The following is an 18,831-nucleotide window of genomic DNA, read 5'->3' on the forward strand; positions in this document are numbered from 1 at the left end:
CTGTGCTGTTTCCGGTAACCGTGCTATTTCCGCCTACCGTTAGATCTTTTGTAACCGTAGCATTATTTGTCACATTAAGATCTGTGGTTGTGGTCGTGCCTTCAACAGTCGAATTTCCTTTCACCACACTATCGCCATTAACGGTTGAATCACCTTTCACTGTGCTGTTTCCGGTAACCGTGCTATTTCCGCCTACCGTTAGATCTTTTTCAACATTGGCATTATTCGTGACCTTCAAATCTTTGGTTGTGGTTGCCCCGTTTACATTCAGGTTACCACCAATATTGGCATTGCCTGTGGTAGACATCGTTTCAAATTCCGGGTTTTCGGCAATTTGGATTTCAACTTTTCCGTCCGTCACGACGGTGTTCACATTTTTGGAACTATAAGTACCGGCTGTTGCTTTGTCTCCCGAAATCGTCAGCGTTTCACCAAGTTTACGGGCTGTACTTCCCGAATTGCCGGTAAAAGTCAACGGATTGTTAGAAAGTGCGGTCAAATTATTCGTGATATTTTGAGCCATTTTATCTAACTGCCCCTTAGTCGCTGCATCCGTTGCATTCGTCCCTTCTGCAATATTGGTGAGCACGTTACCGCCCATATTGACGGTTGTACCGTTAGCAATATTGAAAGTTTTATCTTTTCCGCCCACTGTTGTATTTCCGGATAGGGTGGTTTCACCTTTAGAAGTTAAAGTGGAGTTAAATGTACCATCGGTTGAATTTAAGTTGGTTGTATTAATATTCGTTGCATTTGTGGTTGCATTTGAAATCAAACCTTTTACTTGGCTTAACGTTGTTGCATCATTATCTTGAGTTGCGGCACTAACATTTGTTAAGCGGTTTCCGCCTGCATTAAAGTTAGAGTTAGCCCCTAATGACACATTCCCTAACTGAGTGTCTCCACTCGCCGTGAGGTCTTTAACCGTTGTACGACCATTTACAACTAAATCTCCCCCAACGGTTGCACCATTCGTTGTTGTTATGCTTGTGAAATTAGGTGAGTCACTCACTGCCAATGTAATCTCTTTATCACTTTGAGTCACGTTGAGGTTTTTCCCTGCTACGATAGTGACGGATTCCTCCATCTGAACATTAGCACTTGAATTAGTACCATCATTTCCTCTCGTCGCAATATTCCAACCTTTGTTGACTTTCTCTAATGCAGTATTTGCGGTACTCTTCGCATTCGTTGCTATTGCATTCGCAGTGTTCGCAATCTTATTAGCATTTGTTGCCGTAGTATTTGCGGCATTTGCTGTGTTGTTGGCATTCGTTGCTGTTGCATTCGCAGTGTTCGCTATATTATTAGCATTTGTTGCTGTGGTGTTTGCAGCATTTGCCGTGTTGTTGGCATTCGTTGCTGTTGCATTCGCAGTGTTCGCTGTATTGTTAGCATTTGTTGCTGTCGTACTCGCTACATTTGCCGTGTTATTGGCGAGAGTCGCCATATTGTTGGCACTAGTAGCAATGGTGTTTACTACATCAAGTTGCTCTTTGTTTACCGCATCTTTTGCCGATGTACCGGCTTTCACATTAATAATTTTATTACCGCCCATATCTACAGTAGAATTTCCTTGGAAAGTAACCCTTTTTCCCTCACCTCCAAGTAGAATATCACCGCGTAAATTTGACTTACCTGACACCGTTAATGAACCACCTGCCTCAACATTAGTAAATTTTGGATTGTCAACCGTCTTAATGGTAATTTTGCTACCGCTACGTTCTACATTAATATTTTTCCCTTGGGCAATATTGATCGAGCCATTTCGGGTGATCTTCTCACCTGCATCATCATTAGCTTTAATGAAGAAACTAGAATTATTGAGGGCATTGTTAATAGCATCTGATACGGTTTTCGCCGTGGTTAAACCTGATGTACCTGACACACTGGTCACCCCTATTGCATTAGTAGAAATATCTTGTGTCACCACATTCATTTTGACAGATGGGCTGTTATTGTCATCAGTCACCACTGCGGTTGTATAACTGCCATCAGTGAAATTCACTAAACCGTCATTATTAATACGAGATTTTGTACTGCCATTTTGTTGGATATTAAAGCCTGAGTTTTTCATTACCGCATAGAGCTGGCTACCATTCACTGCATCGGTAGAATCTTGAGAAACACGCCCCGCTGCCACATTAACAATTTGACGTTTATGGCTGCTATTACCAATAGAAAGTACACTATTTGCTGTTTTCGCAGCAATAGTTGCGGTTGTTGCAACGCCTGTACTATTGTTAAATTTTAAATCATCAACAGTATTCTTTGAGCCAGCTTCTGAACCTGCACCTAATGCCGTGCCATATTTTGAATCTGCAATGACTTTAGCAGCCGCACCAATGGCTGTTGCGTATTGAGAACTTGTTAATGTATTAATACCAATAGCAGTTGAATGGAGATTTCTAGTCTGCGCATTTGCACCAATAACGACAGATTCTTGACTATTTCCTGTTGCATTGTACCCAATCACAACCGTTTCCCTATGGGTTTCTGCTAGAACTTTTGCCTCAGCACCGATAACAATAGTTTTATCTGCGATGGATTGGGCACTATTCCCTAATGCAACACTATTTAATTTATTGGCTGTGCTATTAAAACCAACCGCCGTCGCACCTGCACCACTTGCGGTTGAATTTCCCCCTAGGGCTAGGGTTCCGTCACCTGTTGCACTGGCATACCCACCTACCGCTGTAGCGTTTTCACCATTTGCCGTTGTATTTGCCCCCATAGCTGAGGCACCTTTACCGGTTGCATTGGCATTTTCTCCCACAACAGTAGCGCGTTCACCATTTGCGATTGTATTTGCCCCTAGAGCTGAAGCGCCTTCACCGGTTGCATTGGCATTTCCACCTATTGCTGTAGCGTTTTCGCCATTCGCAAATGAGCTAGTACCAATAGAAACTCCACGTTTTCCATACGTAGTCGCATTAAACCCGATTGCAATACCACCACGCGACTCCTCATCCGTGACTCTCTTCCCAACCTGAGACTCTGTACCAATCGCAATAGCACCAGGTGCCCAAGCTCGGGCAGACTCGTGTTTCTGATGACCAACGTTATCACGACCAATGGCAATCGCATTCGCATCTCCGTTGGCATCTCCTGCTGCAATAGATGTACCCTCACTATTTACCCATTTAATTTCGTTAGGCTTAGCTTTTACAGCAATAGCATTCGGCGCCATCATCATTGCAGATATCATGGCAATAATTTTAATCCCCCCAACAGATGGGAACTTACCTTCCCTACTTTCAGAAACTTCCACAGTATTATTGGAAGAAGATTTACAATGGCCTTTCGCTAACTCTGATACTGCCGCCCAAGTCTGGGTGGTATGGTTAAAAATAACCTTAAAAATTTTGTTCATAAATTCACGTTCCTTTAAACTACTAACATCGTTTCAAGCCCAACCTAAAAACACTGCGAAGAGCTTATTCCTACTCTGTATAAAATCTCTACAAATACTAACGCAATTTCAATATTGAGTATAGAAAAAAATAACCATAAATCCAGACAAGAATTATCTGGTCTAACCAACCACGCTAAGCCTGTCCACGTAAATGATCGCCATCCGTTTTGTGTAATTTAGCTAATGTCCAGACGAGTGCGATGGCAAAAACAGATGAGGTTAAGAATGTATAGCGGAAAGCCTGTTGCAATAATTCCCCTTCATGACCAAAAAGTTGGCGATAAAAATTCAAAATAATAGATGAGACGGCTATCCCAAAGCCGATACCTACCTGCTGCACAATACTTAGTAGCGTTGAACCGGCACCGGCTTGAGTTTGAGAAAGATCGCCTACCGTTAATGTATTCACTGCGGTAAAAATCATCGACATACAAGCGCCATACCACATTAGGTTACATATAATCCAGCCTAGAGCACTTTGCTTATCTAAGTATGCCATTGCAATTATCCCTAGCGCCATTAAAAGTGCGGATGAAATCAGGGTTGTTTTATAGCCAAACTTATTCAGAATACGCCCGATAACGGTTTTAAATATCACCGACATTAACGCAATGGGTGCAAGCAGCCAACCGGACATTTCTGCGCTATAACCAAAAGAAAGTTGAAACATTAACGGCAATAAAAAGGGTATACCGGAAGCGGAGAAGCGAATAAATAAATTGGCGAGAATCCCCAAACTAAATGTTCTCGTGCGAAATAAGGAAAGCGGTAGAATTGCCCGTTCATTCCCTTTTGCATACATAACATAAAGAGTCAATAAACCCATACCGAGAATAAGCGAACCATAAGTCAAAACCAAATTTCGCTGACTTTCTCCCATTAAATCCAAACCGAGCGTTAATCCCACTAAGCCTAGGGCAAATAATAAAAAACCGCTCCAATCCAGCCTTTCTTCACCGCCTTTGATATTGTCCATTACGCGACCGGAGGCGAAAATGCCTAATATACCAATGGGAATATTAATTAAAAAAATCCAGTGCCAAGTGGCATGAATGACCAACCAGCCACCTAAGATAGGGCCGAGGATTGGGCCGATTAACCCTGCCGTTGCCATTAAATTCCAAGCGTTGAGAAGCTGATGTTTAGGAACAGATTGAATGATCGCTAAGCGGGCAACCGGCATCATAAATGCGCCCCCAATCCCCTGAATTACTCGAGCAAGAATGAGTATGTCCAAGTTAGGTGCGGCGGCACAGGCAGCTGAACCAAAGGTGAATATAAAAACCGCACTGCGAAATACCGTGAGTGTGCCAAATTTTGCTGCTGCCCATGCGGTAAGAGGAATAAATAATGCGACAGCCAAGGAATAAGCAATGATCGCCATTTGCATTTCAAATGCCGGGGCGTGCAAATCGGCGGCGATGGTCGGCAATGCCGTATTTAAAATAGTGGCATCAAGACTTTGCATAAAAAGTGCCATTGCTGCCACTCTGGCTAAACCTCGATAAGGGCGAATCTCTGTCATTTTACTTCCTGTGACTTGAACCAAGTTTCAATAAAATCAGCAATCTGTGGAACTCGGTTAATATCTAACAAAGTGCGGTCGGTTTCAAGGGCATAATTGGTGGCAAGGGCAAGGACATTGCTATCGATTTCCGGCAAAGGCTTTTCCATTTCTTGGCGATGTAAAAGAATTTTCGGGATCGGTTCTTGTTTAAATCCTTCCACGAGAATTAAATCTGTTAATGTGCGATCAAACTGTTGAGCCAGATAATCAAGTGAAACAGGTGAGGGCGTTTCTGTCATCATCGCCCAACGGTTATCGCAAGCCATTATCACTTGGGCAGAGCCGGCTTCTTTCATTCTCCAACTGTCTTTCCCTTCCTTATCCACTTGGGCATTATGATGGCTGTGTTTAATCACGGAAACACGGAGCCCACGAGTGATTAACTCGGGAATCAGTTTTTCTAATAATGTCGTTTTACCACTACCGCTATAACCGGTGATACCAAGAAGGGGAATTTGAACACGCATATAAAAATAACCTTAGAAATGACCACACTTTAACGATTTTCAAACAGTAAAAAAACGATAAATCGGGGTTGATGATATTTATCGTGAATTTTTGCGAGATGCTTTACCCAAATAGCACTAACAACAGCCATTCATGCAATAATGCCAAGACCAATTGTAAGCCCCATATTATTTATCCTCCGATAATCGGCGAAGTTCTCGTCCCATCACTAAACAAAAATAAGTAATGATAAGTAAAAAAGCAATATTAACCCCTTTAAAAGAAAGGGAGTTTTCGTCACAGAGTATAACAGGCATCGCTAGAATAACAACTTTTGCAATATCATCTGTGAGTTTTGACCAAGCTGATAATGAGCTTTTCTCAATGGTTGAGCGGAATAAATTAAACATGATTTTCTCCGTTTTAAAGAAAAGCGGAATTTTGCTTAATTTTATGTTCTTTTACTTTACCCAATATTCAAATTTGCGAGGAACTTCGCAGAAAAAATTAAAAGTGCGGTTAAATTTTTCTACATTTTCAAGAAAGTACCGGCATTATGTAGCAGTTGCACGAATCTGTTTTTGGGTTAGCTTGTCGGGGCATACTGCGTGTGTCCGTTATAAAATCAAATCATTTCAATATACTAAAATTCGGACACACGCAGTGTGTCCCTACAATGTCGGTGAAATTTCTATTTTTGTGCATTTGCTACATAATGCCGGAAAGTACACGTAATAAGATCGGCTGAAATTCTATTTGTCGCCCTAGTTTTTTGGTATAGCGTTTAATGAAAATAAAAGAAAGGGCGGTAAAAAGAAAAATAACAAGGGCTTGGATCAATTCATTTTCGCTGATGTAATGGGATAATAGGGTCGCGATAAGTAAAGCAATAAGTGGCACAATGTACATCAATAAGGCGGAATAGAGCATGGATTTCTCTTCTAAGCCAATTTCTACGATTTGCCCTTCACGCAGAGGGATGATGGTTTCTATATAGAAAATATGTTCGCCACGTTTGCCGTTGAGTTCGGACAGGCTTGACGTGCCACAGCTGTTTTTTGCCGCACATTGTCCGCAAGCACTTTGAGATTGGCATTTTACTTTTGCTATACCATTTTCATAGCTGATGACAACCGCACTTTCTTTTAACATTGTGCTTCTCCCAAATAAATATCAAAACGGTGATTTTTCGTTTCACGGCTAAAGTGCGGTGATTTTTTGGCGAGGAATTCCGCATAGTCAGGGCGTTTTACTACCACTCGTTTTCGAGCTAATCGTAACGCAGGGGCTAGCAGTTCGTCCGCATCCAAATCTGCTCCAACTAAATGCTGAAACACTCGCATTTCTTTTTTTACCAAGGCGGATTTTTGTTTGTGTGGATACATAGGATCAAGATAAACCACATCGGCATACGCCGTTTCAGAAGTTAATTCATTGATATGGCGAACCGTTAATAAACGCAAATTTTGCTGTAGCATTTGCCCAATTTCTTCATCTTGATAGGCACGATGTAAGCCATCTTGCAACAGTAAATGCACAACGGGGTGACGTTCGACCAAACGCACTTGGCAACCAATAGTGGCTAAGACAAAGGCATCACGCCCTAATCCTGCAGTGGCATCAATCACAGTTGGCAATTCATTTCCCTTAATTCCGACTGCTTTGGCTACCGCTTCACCCCGTCCTCCGCCAAATTTTCGGCGATGCGCCATCGCTCCCCCCACAAAATCCACATAAACTGCCCCCAGTTTTGGTTCATCTAATTTACGTAATTCCAAACGTTCATTTGTTTGTACCAAGGCAAGGGGGCTTTTATCATCGTGAACAATGCCTTTTTCCGCACAAAGTGCGGTCAATTCTGCCCATGTTTTTTCGGTGGATGCCGAAATAAGTTGAATACCTACTTGCGAATTAGCCATACGCCGCTTTCCATATGATCGGTATAAGGGAATTGATCGAACAACGCTGCTTTTTCAATACGGTGGGTTTTAGACAGTTCTTGCAAATTATCGCATAAGGTGTATGGATTGCAGGAAATATACAAAATGCGATCGTAATTTTGCACTAATCTTATCGTGTCAGGATCAAGCCCCGCACGAGGGGGATCGACAAAAATCGTATTGCATTCGTAGGATTTGAGATCAATACCTTTCAAACGATTAAATTCACGAATACCGTTCATCGCTTGGGTAAATTCTTCGGCGGACATGCGAATAATCTGCAAATTATTGATGTTATTTGCTGCAATATTAAATTGTGCCGCTGCCACAGAGGGTTTCGCTATTTCCGTGGCAAGGACTTTACGGAAGTTTTGTGCTAAGGCAATCGAGAAATTGCCATTCCCACAATAAAGTTCGAGTAAATCGCCTTCACTCCCTGCAGTGCAATCTATTGCCCATTCTAACATTTTACAATTCACCACGGCGTTTGGTTGGGTGAAACTGTTTTCTACTTGACGATACACATAATTTCGCCCCGCCACCGGTAGGATTTCATCAACATAATCTTGTTCAAGGCAAATTTTTTGTTTACTTGCTCGCCCAATCAATTGAACATCAAAACCTAGCTCAATGAGCTGCCCCCTTAACTTTTCCGCTGATTGTCGCCATTCCTCTGTAAGCGATTTGTGATACAAAAGGCTGATAATCATTTGATTACTCAACGTGCTGAGATAATCAATTTGGAACAATTTCTTGTACAAAATTTCTTGTTGTTTGAGCAAAGGGAGCAAGGTTTGCATCATTTGGTTAATGAGCCGACTTGCGATAGGAAATTCGTCCACTCGGTAAGGTTTACGTGTGCTTTGATCAAACATAATATGATAAAAATCATCTTGTTCATGCCAAATGCGAAATTCAGCCCGCATACGATAGTGGCTGACCGGAGAATCGAATAGCCGGATTGTTGGCGCATTAAATGGACGCAAAAGTGCGGTCAGTTTCTCTTGTTTTTTTTGCAGTAATTCGATGTATTGGGAAGTAGGGAGTTGCATAGCAATTTATATAGTATCAGTAGAATGTGCGGATAACTTCATTCACGTATGAGAAATAGGCGATAGAAATTATCAATTGTGAATTTCACGCTTATCTAAAAAACAAAAGGCAGGCTTCCGCCTGCCTTTGCATGAATCTTATTCGCCGGAATAATCATCACCACCGGATGCCGCCTCACTCACATCCCCCGAGAGGGTGTAAACACGTTTGGTCGTGCTAATGCGAGTGCAGTATTTATGCCATGTTTTTTCAAAGAAAGTCTCCGGAGCACGTTCTCCACGACAGAATGCAACAAACTCTTTTTCTTCTTTTGTTGCCGGTTCACGTTCACCTAAATCCAAGGCTTTAAACGCTTGACCGTATTGTTCAAGCACTTGTGATTCTTTGATGGTGTAATCTCCGTGACGCGAAAATCCGCGTGGATAGTTTTTATCGTCAAAAAAACGACGAGTAACACTAAAACTTGCAGCCATGATCATCTCTCTTTATTTCATTGGTTAAAAACGGCACGCATTAAACCAATTTTTCGTTATTTTTGCAATAAACCTTTTACGGTTTCGACATAATCCTTGACAAAATCATCATAATTTAAGCCTTGAGGATTCACACGGAATTTTCCATTGACATAAAAATCCGGCACGCCACGTACATCAAATTGAGTAGCCGCATTCACTTGCTTGTTCACTAATCCATTTACCGCAAAACTATTGATTCCCCCATCGAATTGTTCTGCTGTTACACCGTTATCTAAGAAAATAGCACGAATATCGTCCATTGATTTTAAACGATCTTTTTGCGCGGCTTCAAATAAAGGGGCTTTGACGTTATTCTCTACCCCTAACGCCATGGCTAACGCCCAAGCTCGGGTTAAGTTTTCAGACTCGCGTCCTAAAAAATTCACGTGGTATTGTTTAAAGACAACGCCTTCCGGCAAACTATCTTTGACTTGTTGAGGAATGTGGTATTCCATTTCAAAAGAGTAACAATGGGGGCAATAAAAAGAGAAAAATTCAATCACTTCTTTTTGTACTGTGGCTTGTTGGCTCACTTGAATATATTGTTTACCTTCTTGTAAGTCTGCCGCCAGTACGTTTACTGAAATTAATGCACCTAATGCAAGTAAAAATTTTTTCATTTTCTTTCCTTATTTAATAATGCCACGAGCCTTTAACAGTGCCGTTTTAAAATCTTCTTCATAGTCTTTTTTGAGCCCGGGGATAGGTTCGTATTTATCCGTGCCGTCCATTTTTAACTGATAAATAATCACTTCATCAGTTAATTCATTTAATGGCTTTTTGAAACCGGACTCATTCGCAATTTTTTGCAAAATTTCCATTAAACTCAAATCCGGCTCTTTAGACCAATAGGGCTGTAAAAGTTCCAAAACTTCATTTAAACGCTTACATTTCATTGCTATTTCCTTTCCTATATAGAAAAATAAGGCTAGATGATACTTGAAATAGCAACAGAATAAAATATGACAATCACAATAAGTGCGGTTATTTTAGCTGGAGGAAAGGCTCGTCGAATGGGGGGGAGGGACAAAGGTTTGCAACTTTGGTATGAAAAACCGTTAATCCAACACATGATTGAGCGTTTACAACCTCAGCTCGCTGATATTACGATTAACGCTAATCGAAACCTTCCCGACTACGCCAAATTCGGTTTTCCCGTGTTTAGCGATGAATTAGCGGATTTCCAAGGGCCATTAAGCGGTATGTTAAGTGGACTTGAAAAAGCCAAGACGGATTTTGTGCTATTCACTCCTTGCGATAGCCCTTTCTTTCCAAAAAATCTACTGACAAAATTTAAAAGTGCGTTAGAAAATGACCGCACTTTTGTTGTCTATGCCAGCGATGAAGAACGTATGCATCCCACATTTTGTTTAATGTCTGTTCAATTAAAAGAAAAACTTCGCCTTTATCTTGCCGCTGGCGAACGCAAATTATTGCAATTTATACAAGCAAACGGCGGAAAAGCCGTCAACTTTGGCAGTGCTGAAGGACTGTTTGTCAATTTTAATACCCTAGATGATTTACATAAAAACCCGTGAGTTCAATTCATGATGCAACACGCTTATTTATCCCGTTATTTCACCCCTCGACATATCATCACGGCAATTTGCCTAGTCGTGTATTTGTTACAGCAAATCGGTTTTGAAGAAAACCTGATGGAAATTTTCCACTACCCTGTTTATGTTGATCAGGATAGGGAACTTTGGCGTTACATTACGCATTCTTTTGTGCATTTGTCTAATATTCACATTATTGCGAACTTATCATGGTTTTGGTTATTTGGCGGTATGATTGAACGCCATTTTGGAGGAATGAAACTTTTTCTCATTTTTTTGTTTTCTGCCATTGTCAGTGGGGTAATACAAAATTATTTCTCAGGCCCTTATTTTTTTGGTCTATCGGGGGTGGTTTATGCCATATTAGGCTATGTTTTTATTGTTGATAAACTTAATGCCAATATTTTTGAGCTCCCCAAAGGTTTTTTCATGATGTTATTAGTCGGACTGGCATTTGGTTTTGTGAGCCCTTTATTTGATATTCACCTTGGTAATGCCGCTCATATTTCAGGGTTGATCATAGGATTAGTTTGGGGATTCATTGATAGTAAAATTTAGCGGAATCAGGTAGAGTGTAAAGGTTTTTCACGGAAAGGATACAAGAATGAAACAGTCCATTCGTCATCAAAAAATTATAGAATTAGTCAGTCAATATGGTTATTTAAGTACCGAAGATTTAGTGAATCTCTTGGAAGTGAGCCCTCAAACAATCCGTCGAGATCTAAACATTCTTGCAGAATTGGATTTAATCCGCCGTCATCACGGTGGGGCAGCTTCGCCTTCTTCAGCGGAAAATTCCGATTATACCGACCGAAAACAGTTCTTTTCTTCACAAAAAAACCGTATTGCGCAAGCGGTGGCGAAGTTTATCCCAAACGGTTCATCATTATTTATTGATATCGGTACAACCCCGGAAGCCGTGGCAAATGCGCTACTGAATCATGAGCGTTTACGCATTGTCACTAATAATCTTAATGCGGCACATCTTCTCCGTCAAAATGAAAGTTTTGAAATTACAATGGCAGGGGGATCATTGCGTGTGGATGGCGGTATTATCGGTGAAGCAACAGTAAATTTTATTTCCCAATTCCGTTTAGACTTTGGCATTCTAGGAATCAGTGCCATTGATTCCGATGGTTCATTACTTGATTATGATTACCACGAAGTGCAAGTGAAACGGGCGATTATTGAAAGTTCACGTCAAACATTACTTGTCACCGACCATTCAAAATTTACCCGACAAGCAATTGTACGTTTAGGGGAGCTAAGTGACGTGGAATATTTATTTACCGATAAAGTGCCATTTTCTATAAGTCAATATTTGCAGGAAACCCAAACCAAATTAGTGGTGTGCCAGTGAGAAAGTGCGGTTATTTCTAACCGCACTTTTGTTTTTTTGATATCCATATCAAACCAATGCGGTTAAGACCAATCCAAAAAAACAAAACAGGGTTATAACAGACAACGAAACTGTGTAAAAAACTTATTTATCGGTAAGGGGGAAAGATACTTGAGGTGTCAAGGAAAGCCTGATAGATCAAGAAATACGACGAGATTCCCTCTCAAATCGTACTCCCCATTATCCGGCGGATAAGGAAAGATGAAAAGAGAAAATATTGAAATTTGTGAAACTCGTCACATTTTTTAGCCCATTTTCTTTAATTTTTGACAAAATCAAGTGCATTTTCTACCACTTCAATTCCAGCCCCTTGCTTGAAGGCATTTTCACTTAAATAACGACGCCATTGGCGTGCGCCTTGACAATGTTGAAATGCACCTAGCATATGACGAACGATATGGTTGAGATAAACGCCTTGACTAAGTTGTTTTTCAATATAAGGCAACATTGCCAACACCGCTTCCCTTGGAGTAACAATTGGCATATTAGAATCAAACAACGCCTGATCAATCAGACCGAGTAAACTCGGATTTTGATACGCCTCACGTCCCACCATCACCCCATCGACAAATTGCAAATGCTGTTTCACCTCTTCGATGGTTTTAATGCCACCGTTAATGACGATTTTCAAATGAGGAAAGTTGCGTTTTAACTGATAGACACGTTCATAATCAAGAGGGGGAATTTCACGATTTTCTTTCGGGCTTAATCCGGAAAGCCATGCTTTACGTGCGTGAATAATAAATTCCTGACAGCCTTTGTTTTGTATTTTTTCAATAAAATCACATAAAAATTCGTAACTATCGAGATCATCAATACCAATACGGGTTTTCACCGTCACAGGAATATTCACCGCTTGTTGCATTTTTTCAACACATTCTGCCACCAAATCGGCCTTTGCCATTAAACAAGCACCAAACATCCCGTTTTGTACCCGATCAGAGGGACAACCTACATTGAGATTGATTTCGTGATATCCCCGTTCCTCCGCCAGTTTTGCGCAATATTTAAGCTGTTCGGGATCACTTCCGCCTAATTGCAAGGCAACCGGATTTTCACGCAAATCAAAATCCAAGAGATCATATTTGGCATGAATAATCGCCGGAGCCGTCACCATTTCTGTATAAAGCAAAGCACGTTGCGAAAATTGACGATGAAAATAACGACAATGGCGAGTTGTCCAATCAAGCATTGGCGCAACAGAAAAGCGACCACGATAAAAGTGCGGTTGATTTTGAGGCATTTTTATTTCTCTTGTTTATCGTTGCGACGATCCGCTGTTCAAAATACTTGTACCGAGCAACGAAATAATAAAAGGGATTTAAGTGAGGCGGAATTATGGAGACAATAATAGGGGAAATCAAGCACAGACTTCCTACTATTCAAAAAGAGAACCCAAAGCACCTATCATTTCTTTAAATTCGATTCTTAGCTTGCTAATTCTCCTTTTGCCATTATAATAAGTCTAAATTTTTAAACCTATTAAAATGTAATCTTATGCCTCAACAAACGATGATGTTAATGCGAGAATGCATCCCTGTATTTACTGTATTGAGTGATGAAAATCGCCATCATATTCTGCGTCTTTTACTTGAAAATGGAAAAATGAATGTGAATGACTTAACGGAGCGTCTCCATCTTTCACGTCCTGCCGTGTCACATCATTTAAAAATTATGCGACAAGCCGGTGTTGTCAATGTGGAACCCGTAGGCAAAGAACGCTTTTATTGTATTGCGATGAAAGATGCTATAATGAAACTTACTCAGCTTACCCAACTTCTCGCATTTCACTGCCCCAATTCTTAATCCTACGACTTGATATGATGTCTCAGCTGTACAATGGGTATTCTAGGGTAAAAGTAAGGAGTGATACCTCTCCTCCAAAATATTAGCGCATTGAAATTTCTTTATTTTTAGATACTCACGGCAGGATATTAAGGCTTATAACAATGACATTGTATTTGTACGTAATATCGAAAAATTTTTTATTAAATAAGTTTATGTTTTTAAACCTATAAACAAAAGGAAAATCAAATGTTATTTACCTCTTTTACTTTTACAAATGGCACACAAGCCAAAAATCGTTTTTTTAAAGCGTCTATGGAAGAACAACTGGCTGTAGATAATCGCCCGAGCGAGAAACTCATTCACTTATACGATGTATGGGCAAAAGGAGGTGCCGGTGTGCTATTAACCGGTAATGTTATGGTGAGCGAAGATGGCAAAGGCTCACCTAATGATGTGGTATTAACTAATGAACGTGATTTACCGATGCTTAAACGTTGGGCGGCTGCCGGTACACAAAAGGATGCATTATTAATTATGCAAATTAATCACGCTGGCAAACAATCTCCCAAAAATATATCACCACAACCCGTTGCCCCAAGTGCGGTTCCTCTGAGTGGAATGGAGAATTTCTTTCATCCTCCACGAGAATTACAAACCACCGAAATTCGGGACTTGATCACAAAATTTGCCGAAACAGCCCGTATAGCCGAACGAGCCGGTTTCTCCGGTGTGGAAATTCATGGTGCACATGGTTATTTAATCAGCCAATTTTTATCGCCCCATCACAACCGCCGTACAGATGAATGGGGTGGCAGTTTAACTAACCGAATGCGTTTTTTAGTGGAAATTTATCATGCTATTCGTGCCACTACGACACCTCATTTTTTAGTGGGAGCGAAATTAAACTCCGCTGATTTTCAAAAAGGGGGCTTTGATGAAGATGAATCCGTGTTGGTGATCGAAAAAATGAGTGAACTCGGTATTGATTTTATTGAAATTTCCGGTGGAAACTATGAAAGTCCGGCAATGCTTTCTAACAAGCCAAGCAGTCAAAAACGTGAAGCTTTTTTCTTAGATTATGCTAAAAAAGCACGAGCAGTCACAAACGTGCCACTCATTATTACCGGTGGTTTTCGTTCCCAAACAGCGATGAGCGATGCTCTCACACAGGGTGATTTAGATTTTGTGGGCATTGCCCGTCCATTGACACTGGTGCCAGATCTGCCTAATCAAATTGAACAAGGCATTTATCAAACGGTAAAACTACGTCCTATTCGTACCGGTGTAAAGAGAATTGATGGCCAACTGGGTTCAATTTTAGAAATGGGGTGGTATATGTACCAAATGGAACGTCTTGGCAGGGGTAAATCACCGAAACCAACGGTCTCTGCATGGTATATTTTATTCCGCACACTTTGGCAAAGCGGTAAAGCCGGATTGAAAAATAGTCGGGCTTGATGACGTATTAAGTAAGTATGAGAACTCAACCAATACTCTCCTTAGAGCCTAAAATAGACAGTGAAAAATCCGGTATTATGTAACAAATACACAAAATAGAAATTTCACCGACATTGTAGGGACACACTGCGTGTGTCCGAATTTTAATCTATTGAAATGATTTGATAACGGACACACAGCGTGTCCCTACAATCTACCCAAAAACAGAACAAATTTGTGCAACTGCTGCATAATACCGTAAAAATCATTAAAATTTGACCGCTCTTTTGGGTCACCAAGCTCAAGGATCCTAATAACGATCCTCCTCATTGTTTATTGACAAGCAATGCCATAATGATTAGAATTTGCCGTCTATTTCTGTATTGAAGTAGATTTTTTGAACAACATTCTATTATTGAATAACATTTAAACTGGAGCTTTTTTAATGGCAACTATCAACCAGCTAGTACGCAAACCGCGTGTGAAAAAGGTTGTAAAAAGCAACGTTCCTGCATTAGAGGCTTGCCCGCAGAAACGTGGTGTATGTACTCGTGTATATACTACAACTCCTAAAAAACCTAACTCAGCGTTACGTAAAGTATGTCGTATCCGCTTAACAAACGGTTTTGAAGTAACTTCTTATATCGGTGGTGAAGGTCACAATCTTCAAGAGCACAGCGTTGTATTAATCCGTGGCGGTCGTGTTAAAGACTTACCGGGTGTGCGTTACCACACAGTACGCGGCGCATTAGACTGCGCAGGCGTGAAAGATCGTAAACAAGGTCGTTCTAAATACGGCGTTAAACGTCCTAAAGCTTAATGGTTCTCCGTTAAGTAAGGCCAAACGTCTAAATTAGCAAAACAATTTAAACCATAAACTCCAGTCAAAAGCGCACTGCGCTGCAAAATTCCTTAAAAGGAAGATTGCTGATGAGTTTTGGATATCCTGAAGATTAAAATACGGAGAAATTCGCAATGCCACGTCGTCGTAGTATTGAACCACGCAAGATTCTTCCAGATCCGAAATTCGGTTCAGAATTACTTGCAAAATTTATTAATGTAATCATGGTAGACGGTAAAAAATCCGTTGCTGAATCCATCGTTTACGGTGCATTAGAAACCCTATCTGAGCGTACAGGTAAAGAACCTTTAGAAGCCTTTGAAATCGCACTTGAAAATGTGCGTCCAACAGTAGAGGTTAAATCTCGTCGTGTTGGTGGTTCGACCTACCAAGTACCGGTTGAAGTTCGTCCGGTTCGTCGTAACGCATTAGGTATGCGTTGGATTGTAGAAGCAGCACGTAAACGTGGTGATAAATCAATGGCTTTACGCCTTGCAAATGAATTATCAGATGCGTCTGATAACAAAGGTGCAGCAGTGAAAAAACGTGAAGACGTTCACCGCATGGCTGAAGCGAACAAAGCATTTGCTCACTACCGTTGGTAATAAGCTTATGAATTTAAAGGGCTTCATCATTGATGAAGCCTTACCCTTATATAAACAGATATTAAACTAAACAAGGTTATAATAATGGCACGTACAACTCCTATTGAAAGATATCGCAATATCGGTATTAGTGCGCACATTGATGCGGGTAAAACGACTACTACTGAACGTATCTTATTCTATACAGGTGTGAGCCACAAAATCGGTGAAGTACACGATGGTGCGGCAACAATGGACTGGATGGAACAAGAACAGGAACGCGGTATCACCATCACCTCAGCGGCAACCACCGCTTTCTGGTCTGGTATGTCTCAACAATTCCCACAACACCGTATTAACGTTATCGACACGCCGGGACACGTAGACTTTACTGTTGAAGTAGAACGTTCTATGCGTGTTCTTGATGGCGCGGTGATGGTTTACTGTGCCGTAGGCGGTGTTCAACCACAATCAGAAACCGTATGGCGTCAAGCGAATAAGTATGAAGTTCCGCGTATTGCGTTTGTTAACAAAATGGACCGTACCGGTGCAAATTTCTTACGTGTAGTTGAACAGTTAAAAACCCGTTTAGGTGCTAACGCTGTACCTCTTCAACTTCCAATTGGTGCAGAAGAAAACTTTACCGGTGTTGTTGATTTGATCAAAATGAAAGCGATCAACTGGAACGAGGCTGACCAAGGTATGACCTTCACTTATGAAGACATCCCTGCAAACATGGTTGCTGACTGTGAAGAGTGGCGTCAAAATCTTGTGGATGCTGCAGCTGAGGCTTCTGAAGAATTAATGGAAAAATACCTTGGCGGTGAAGACTTAACTGAAGAAGAAATCAAAGCAGGTCTTCGTCAACGTGTATTAGCGAATGAAATCATCTTAGTAACCTGTGGTTCTGCATTTAAAAACAAAGGTGTTCAAGCAATGCTTGATGCTGTGGTTGAATACTTACCGGCACCAACAGATATTCCAGCAATTAAAGGTATTAATCCGGATGAAACTGAAGGTGAACGTCATGCAAGCGATGAAGAGCCATTCTCTTCATTAGCGTTTAAAATTGCAACTGACCCATTCGTAGGTAACTTAACCTTCTTCCGTGTTTACTCTGGTGTCATTAACTCTGGTGATACCGTATTAAACTCAGTGCGTCAAAAACGTGAGCGTTTTGGTCGTATCGTTCAAATGCACGCTAACAAACGCGAAGAAATCAAAGAAGTTCGTGCTGGCGATATCGCTGCGGCAATCGGCTTAAAAGATGTGACTACCGGTGATACATTGTGTGCAATTGAAGCACCAATCATCCTTGAACGTATGGAATTCCCAGAGCCGGTAATCTCTGTTGCGGTAGAACCAAAAACAAAAGCAGACCAAGAAAAAATGGGTATTGCATTAGGTCGTCTTGCACAAGAAGACCCTTCATTCCGCGTTCACACTGACGAAGAATCTGGTGAAACCATCATTTCAGGTATGGGTGAATTACACTTGGATATCATCGTTGACCGTATGAAACGTGAATTCAAAGTGGAAGCGAATATCGGTAAACCACAAGTATCTTACCGTGAGACTATCCGTACCCGTGTGAATGATGTAGAAGGTAAACACGCAAAACAATCTGGTGGTCGTGGTCAATACGGTCATGTTGTTATCGACTTGTATCCATTAGAGCCTGAAGGTCCGGGTTACGAATTTGTTAATGAAATCAAAGGTGGTGTCATTCCTGGTGAATACATCCCTGCTGTTGACAAAGGTATTCAAGAACAACTTAAATCTGGTCCATTAGCGGGTTATCCGGTAGTTGACCTTGGTGTTCGTTTACACTTCGGTTCATACCATGATGTGGACTCATCCGAACTTGCGTTTAAACTTGCTGCGTCTTTAGCCTTTAAAGCGGCATTCGCAAAAGCAAACCCGGTTCTACTAGAGCCAATCATGAAAGTAGAAGTTGAAACACCACCTGAGTATGTTGGTGATGTAATCGGTGATTTAAGCCGTCGTCGTGCAATGGTTAACGGTCAAGAAGCGAACGAATTTGTTGTTAAAATTGACGCAGAAGTTCCACTTTCTGAAATGTTCGGTTATGCAACAGACTTACGTTCACAAACCCAAGGTCGTGCATCATACTCAATGGAACCGTTAAAATATGCTGAAGCACCAACAAGCGTTGCTGCTGCAGTTATTGAAGCGCGTAAAAAATAATTTTTGTAAACCAGCGGTATAGAATATTTCGATTTTGTACCGCACTTTTAGGAAATATTAGCAATGTCTAAAGAAAAATTT

Annotated in this window: 19 protein-coding genes; 8 read left to right on the forward strand and 11 right to left on the reverse strand. The window is 41.0% G+C overall.

Annotated features, from left to right (window positions below; genetic code table 11):
* From BKK54_RS10390 to BKK54_RS10435, 10 genes are all read right to left on the reverse strand, one after another.
* Positions 1–3,373 (reverse strand): ESPR-type extended signal peptide-containing protein (locus BKK54_RS10390; RefSeq protein WP_158074629.1); only part of this gene is annotated, 3,373 nt, incomplete at its 3' end.
* A gap of 175 nt (positions 3,374–3,548) precedes the next feature.
* Positions 3,549–4,940 (reverse strand): MDR family MFS transporter, encoded by a 1,392-nt coding sequence (locus tag BKK54_RS10395; protein ID WP_077543005.1) that lies wholly within the window; start codon positions 4,938–4,940, stop codon positions 3,549–3,551.
* Complete coding sequence (gene mobB, locus BKK54_RS10400) at positions 4,937–5,449, reverse strand: molybdopterin-guanine dinucleotide biosynthesis protein MobB (protein ID WP_077543006.1); 513 nt, start codon at positions 5,447–5,449, stop codon at positions 4,937–4,939. The genes BKK54_RS10395 and mobB overlap by 4 nt, the downstream gene beginning before the upstream one ends.
* 168 nt (positions 5,450–5,617) lie before the next feature.
* On the reverse strand, positions 5,618–5,839 hold the full coding sequence (locus BKK54_RS10405) for a hypothetical protein (protein ID WP_077543007.1): 222 nt from the start codon (positions 5,837–5,839) through the stop codon (positions 5,618–5,620).
* A 298-nt stretch (positions 5,840–6,137) separates the two neighbouring features.
* Entirely contained in the window at positions 6,138–6,581 is a 444-nt protein-coding gene (locus BKK54_RS10410; RefSeq protein ID WP_077543008.1) for a SoxR reducing system RseC family protein, read from the reverse strand.
* Positions 6,575–7,348: a class I SAM-dependent methyltransferase gene (locus tag BKK54_RS10415; protein WP_077543009.1), complete on the reverse strand. Its 774-nt coding sequence runs from the start codon at positions 7,346–7,348 to the stop codon at positions 6,575–6,577. Before BKK54_RS10415 ends, BKK54_RS10410 begins: the two co-directional genes overlap by 7 nt.
* Positions 7,330–8,421: a tRNA (uridine(54)-C5)-methyltransferase TrmA gene (trmA, locus tag BKK54_RS10420; RefSeq protein WP_077543010.1), complete on the reverse strand. Its 1,092-nt coding sequence runs from the start codon at positions 8,419–8,421 to the stop codon at positions 7,330–7,332. The genes BKK54_RS10415 and trmA overlap by 19 nt, the downstream gene beginning before the upstream one ends.
* A 138-nt stretch (positions 8,422–8,559) precedes the next feature.
* Entirely contained in the window at positions 8,560–8,895 is a 336-nt protein-coding gene (locus tag BKK54_RS10425) for a DUF413 domain-containing protein (protein WP_077543011.1), read from the reverse strand.
* Positions 8,896–8,951: 56 nt separating this feature from the next.
* Positions 8,952–9,557, reverse strand: a complete 606-nt coding sequence (gene dsbA / locus BKK54_RS10430; protein ID WP_077543012.1) for a thiol:disulfide interchange protein DsbA — start codon at positions 9,555–9,557, stop codon at positions 8,952–8,954.
* Positions 9,558–9,566: 9 nt separating this feature from the next.
* The gene (locus BKK54_RS10435) at positions 9,567–9,833 is read right to left on the reverse strand and encodes a YihD family protein (protein WP_077543013.1); all 267 of its coding nucleotides are present in this window, start codon (positions 9,831–9,833) and stop codon (positions 9,567–9,569) included.
* Between the two features lie 66 nt (positions 9,834–9,899).
* Between BKK54_RS10435 and mobA the strand changes: the two genes are divergently transcribed.
* From mobA to BKK54_RS10450, 3 genes are read left to right on the forward strand one after another with little or no spacing between them, the layout of a single operon-like run.
* Entirely contained in the window at positions 9,900–10,475 is a 576-nt protein-coding gene (mobA, locus tag BKK54_RS10440) for a molybdenum cofactor guanylyltransferase MobA (RefSeq protein ID WP_077543014.1), read from the forward strand.
* 12 nt (positions 10,476–10,487) lie between these two features.
* Positions 10,488–11,051 carry a rhomboid family intramembrane serine protease gene (locus tag BKK54_RS10445; protein WP_077543020.1) on the forward strand — a complete coding sequence of 188 codons (564 nt, stop codon included), beginning with the start codon at positions 10,488–10,490 and terminating at the stop codon, positions 11,049–11,051.
* A gap of 46 nt (positions 11,052–11,097) precedes the next feature.
* Positions 11,098–11,853: a DeoR/GlpR family transcriptional regulator gene (locus BKK54_RS10450; protein ID WP_077543015.1), complete on the forward strand. Its 756-nt coding sequence runs from the start codon at positions 11,098–11,100 to the stop codon at positions 11,851–11,853.
* Between the two features lie 298 nt (positions 11,854–12,151).
* Here BKK54_RS10450 and dusA read toward each other — a convergent pair whose 3' ends face one another.
* Entirely contained in the window at positions 12,152–13,135 is a 984-nt protein-coding gene (gene dusA / locus BKK54_RS10455; protein WP_077543016.1) for a tRNA dihydrouridine(20/20a) synthase DusA, read from the reverse strand.
* A gap of 254 nt (positions 13,136–13,389) precedes the next feature.
* On the opposite strand from dusA, the gene BKK54_RS10460 reads away from it, so the two are divergent.
* From BKK54_RS10460 to fusA, 5 genes are all read left to right on the forward strand, one after another.
* Positions 13,390–13,698, forward strand: a complete 309-nt coding sequence (locus BKK54_RS10460) for an ArsR/SmtB family transcription factor (protein WP_077543017.1) — start codon at positions 13,390–13,392, stop codon at positions 13,696–13,698.
* Positions 13,699–13,926: 228 nt separating this feature from the next.
* A complete protein-coding gene (locus tag BKK54_RS10465) occupies positions 13,927–15,138 on the forward strand; it encodes an NADH:flavin oxidoreductase/NADH oxidase family protein (RefSeq protein WP_077543018.1) in 1,212 nt (403 codons plus the stop codon).
* A gap of 424 nt (positions 15,139–15,562) precedes the next feature.
* Positions 15,563–15,937, forward strand: a complete 375-nt coding sequence (gene rpsL, locus BKK54_RS10470) for a 30S ribosomal protein S12 (protein ID WP_005543325.1) — start codon at positions 15,563–15,565, stop codon at positions 15,935–15,937.
* Between the two features lie 155 nt (positions 15,938–16,092).
* A complete protein-coding gene (gene rpsG / locus BKK54_RS10475; protein ID WP_018356117.1) occupies positions 16,093–16,563 on the forward strand; it encodes a 30S ribosomal protein S7 in 471 nt (156 codons plus the stop codon).
* A gap of 84 nt (positions 16,564–16,647) precedes the next feature.
* The gene (gene fusA, locus BKK54_RS10480; RefSeq protein WP_077543019.1) at positions 16,648–18,750 is read left to right on the forward strand and encodes an elongation factor G; all 2,103 of its coding nucleotides are present in this window, start codon (positions 16,648–16,650) and stop codon (positions 18,748–18,750) included.
* The last annotated feature ends 81 nt before the right edge of the window (positions 18,751–18,831 follow it).

It is taken from the genome of Rodentibacter genomosp. 1 (assembly GCF_001999285.1).
Taxonomy (GTDB): Bacteria; Pseudomonadota; Gammaproteobacteria; order Enterobacterales; family Pasteurellaceae; genus Rodentibacter.

Bases quoted from the DNA above. Each gene is read 5' to 3' on its own strand.
- BKK54_RS10415 (WP_077543009.1), bottom strand. From the start codon at position 7,348: ATGGCTAATTCGCAAGTAGGTATTCAACTTATTTCGGCATCCACCGAA.
- dusA (WP_077543016.1), bottom strand. From the start codon at position 13,135: ATGCCTCAAAATCAACCGCACTTTTATCGTGGTCGCTTTTCTGTTGCG.
- trmA (WP_077543010.1), bottom strand. From the start codon at position 8,421: ATGCAACTCCCTACTTCCCAATACATCGAATTACTGCAAAAAAAACAA.
- mobB (WP_077543006.1), bottom strand. From the start codon at position 5,449: ATGCGTGTTCAAATTCCCCTTCTTGGTATCACCGGTTATAGCGGTAGT.
- fusA (WP_077543019.1), top strand. From the start codon at position 16,648: ATGGCACGTACAACTCCTATTGAAAGATATCGCAATATCGGTATTAGT.
- BKK54_RS10450 (WP_077543015.1), top strand. From the start codon at position 11,098: ATGAAACAGTCCATTCGTCATCAAAAAATTATAGAATTAGTCAGTCAA.
- BKK54_RS10465 (WP_077543018.1), top strand. From the start codon at position 13,927: ATGTTATTTACCTCTTTTACTTTTACAAATGGCACACAAGCCAAAAAT.
- BKK54_RS10395 (WP_077543005.1), bottom strand. From the start codon at position 4,940: ATGACAGAGATTCGCCCTTATCGAGGTTTAGCCAGAGTGGCAGCAATG.
- BKK54_RS10460 (WP_077543017.1), top strand. From the start codon at position 13,390: ATGCCTCAACAAACGATGATGTTAATGCGAGAATGCATCCCTGTATTT.
- mobA (WP_077543014.1), top strand. From the start codon at position 9,900: ATGACAATCACAATAAGTGCGGTTATTTTAGCTGGAGGAAAGGCTCGT.
- BKK54_RS10410 (WP_077543008.1), bottom strand. From the start codon at position 6,581: ATGTTAAAAGAAAGTGCGGTTGTCATCAGCTATGAAAATGGTATAGCA.
- BKK54_RS10405 (WP_077543007.1), bottom strand. From the start codon at position 5,839: ATGTTTAATTTATTCCGCTCAACCATTGAGAAAAGCTCATTATCAGCT.
- rpsG (WP_018356117.1), top strand. From the start codon at position 16,093: ATGCCACGTCGTCGTAGTATTGAACCACGCAAGATTCTTCCAGATCCG.
- BKK54_RS10425 (WP_077543011.1), bottom strand. From the start codon at position 8,895: ATGGCTGCAAGTTTTAGTGTTACTCGTCGTTTTTTTGACGATAAAAAC.
- dsbA (WP_077543012.1), bottom strand. From the start codon at position 9,557: ATGAAAAAATTTTTACTTGCATTAGGTGCATTAATTTCAGTAAACGTA.
- rpsL (WP_005543325.1), top strand. From the start codon at position 15,563: ATGGCAACTATCAACCAGCTAGTACGCAAACCGCGTGTGAAAAAGGTT.
- BKK54_RS10435 (WP_077543013.1), bottom strand. From the start codon at position 9,833: ATGAAATGTAAGCGTTTAAATGAAGTTTTGGAACTTTTACAGCCCTAT.
- BKK54_RS10445 (WP_077543020.1), top strand. From the start codon at position 10,488: ATGCAACACGCTTATTTATCCCGTTATTTCACCCCTCGACATATCATC.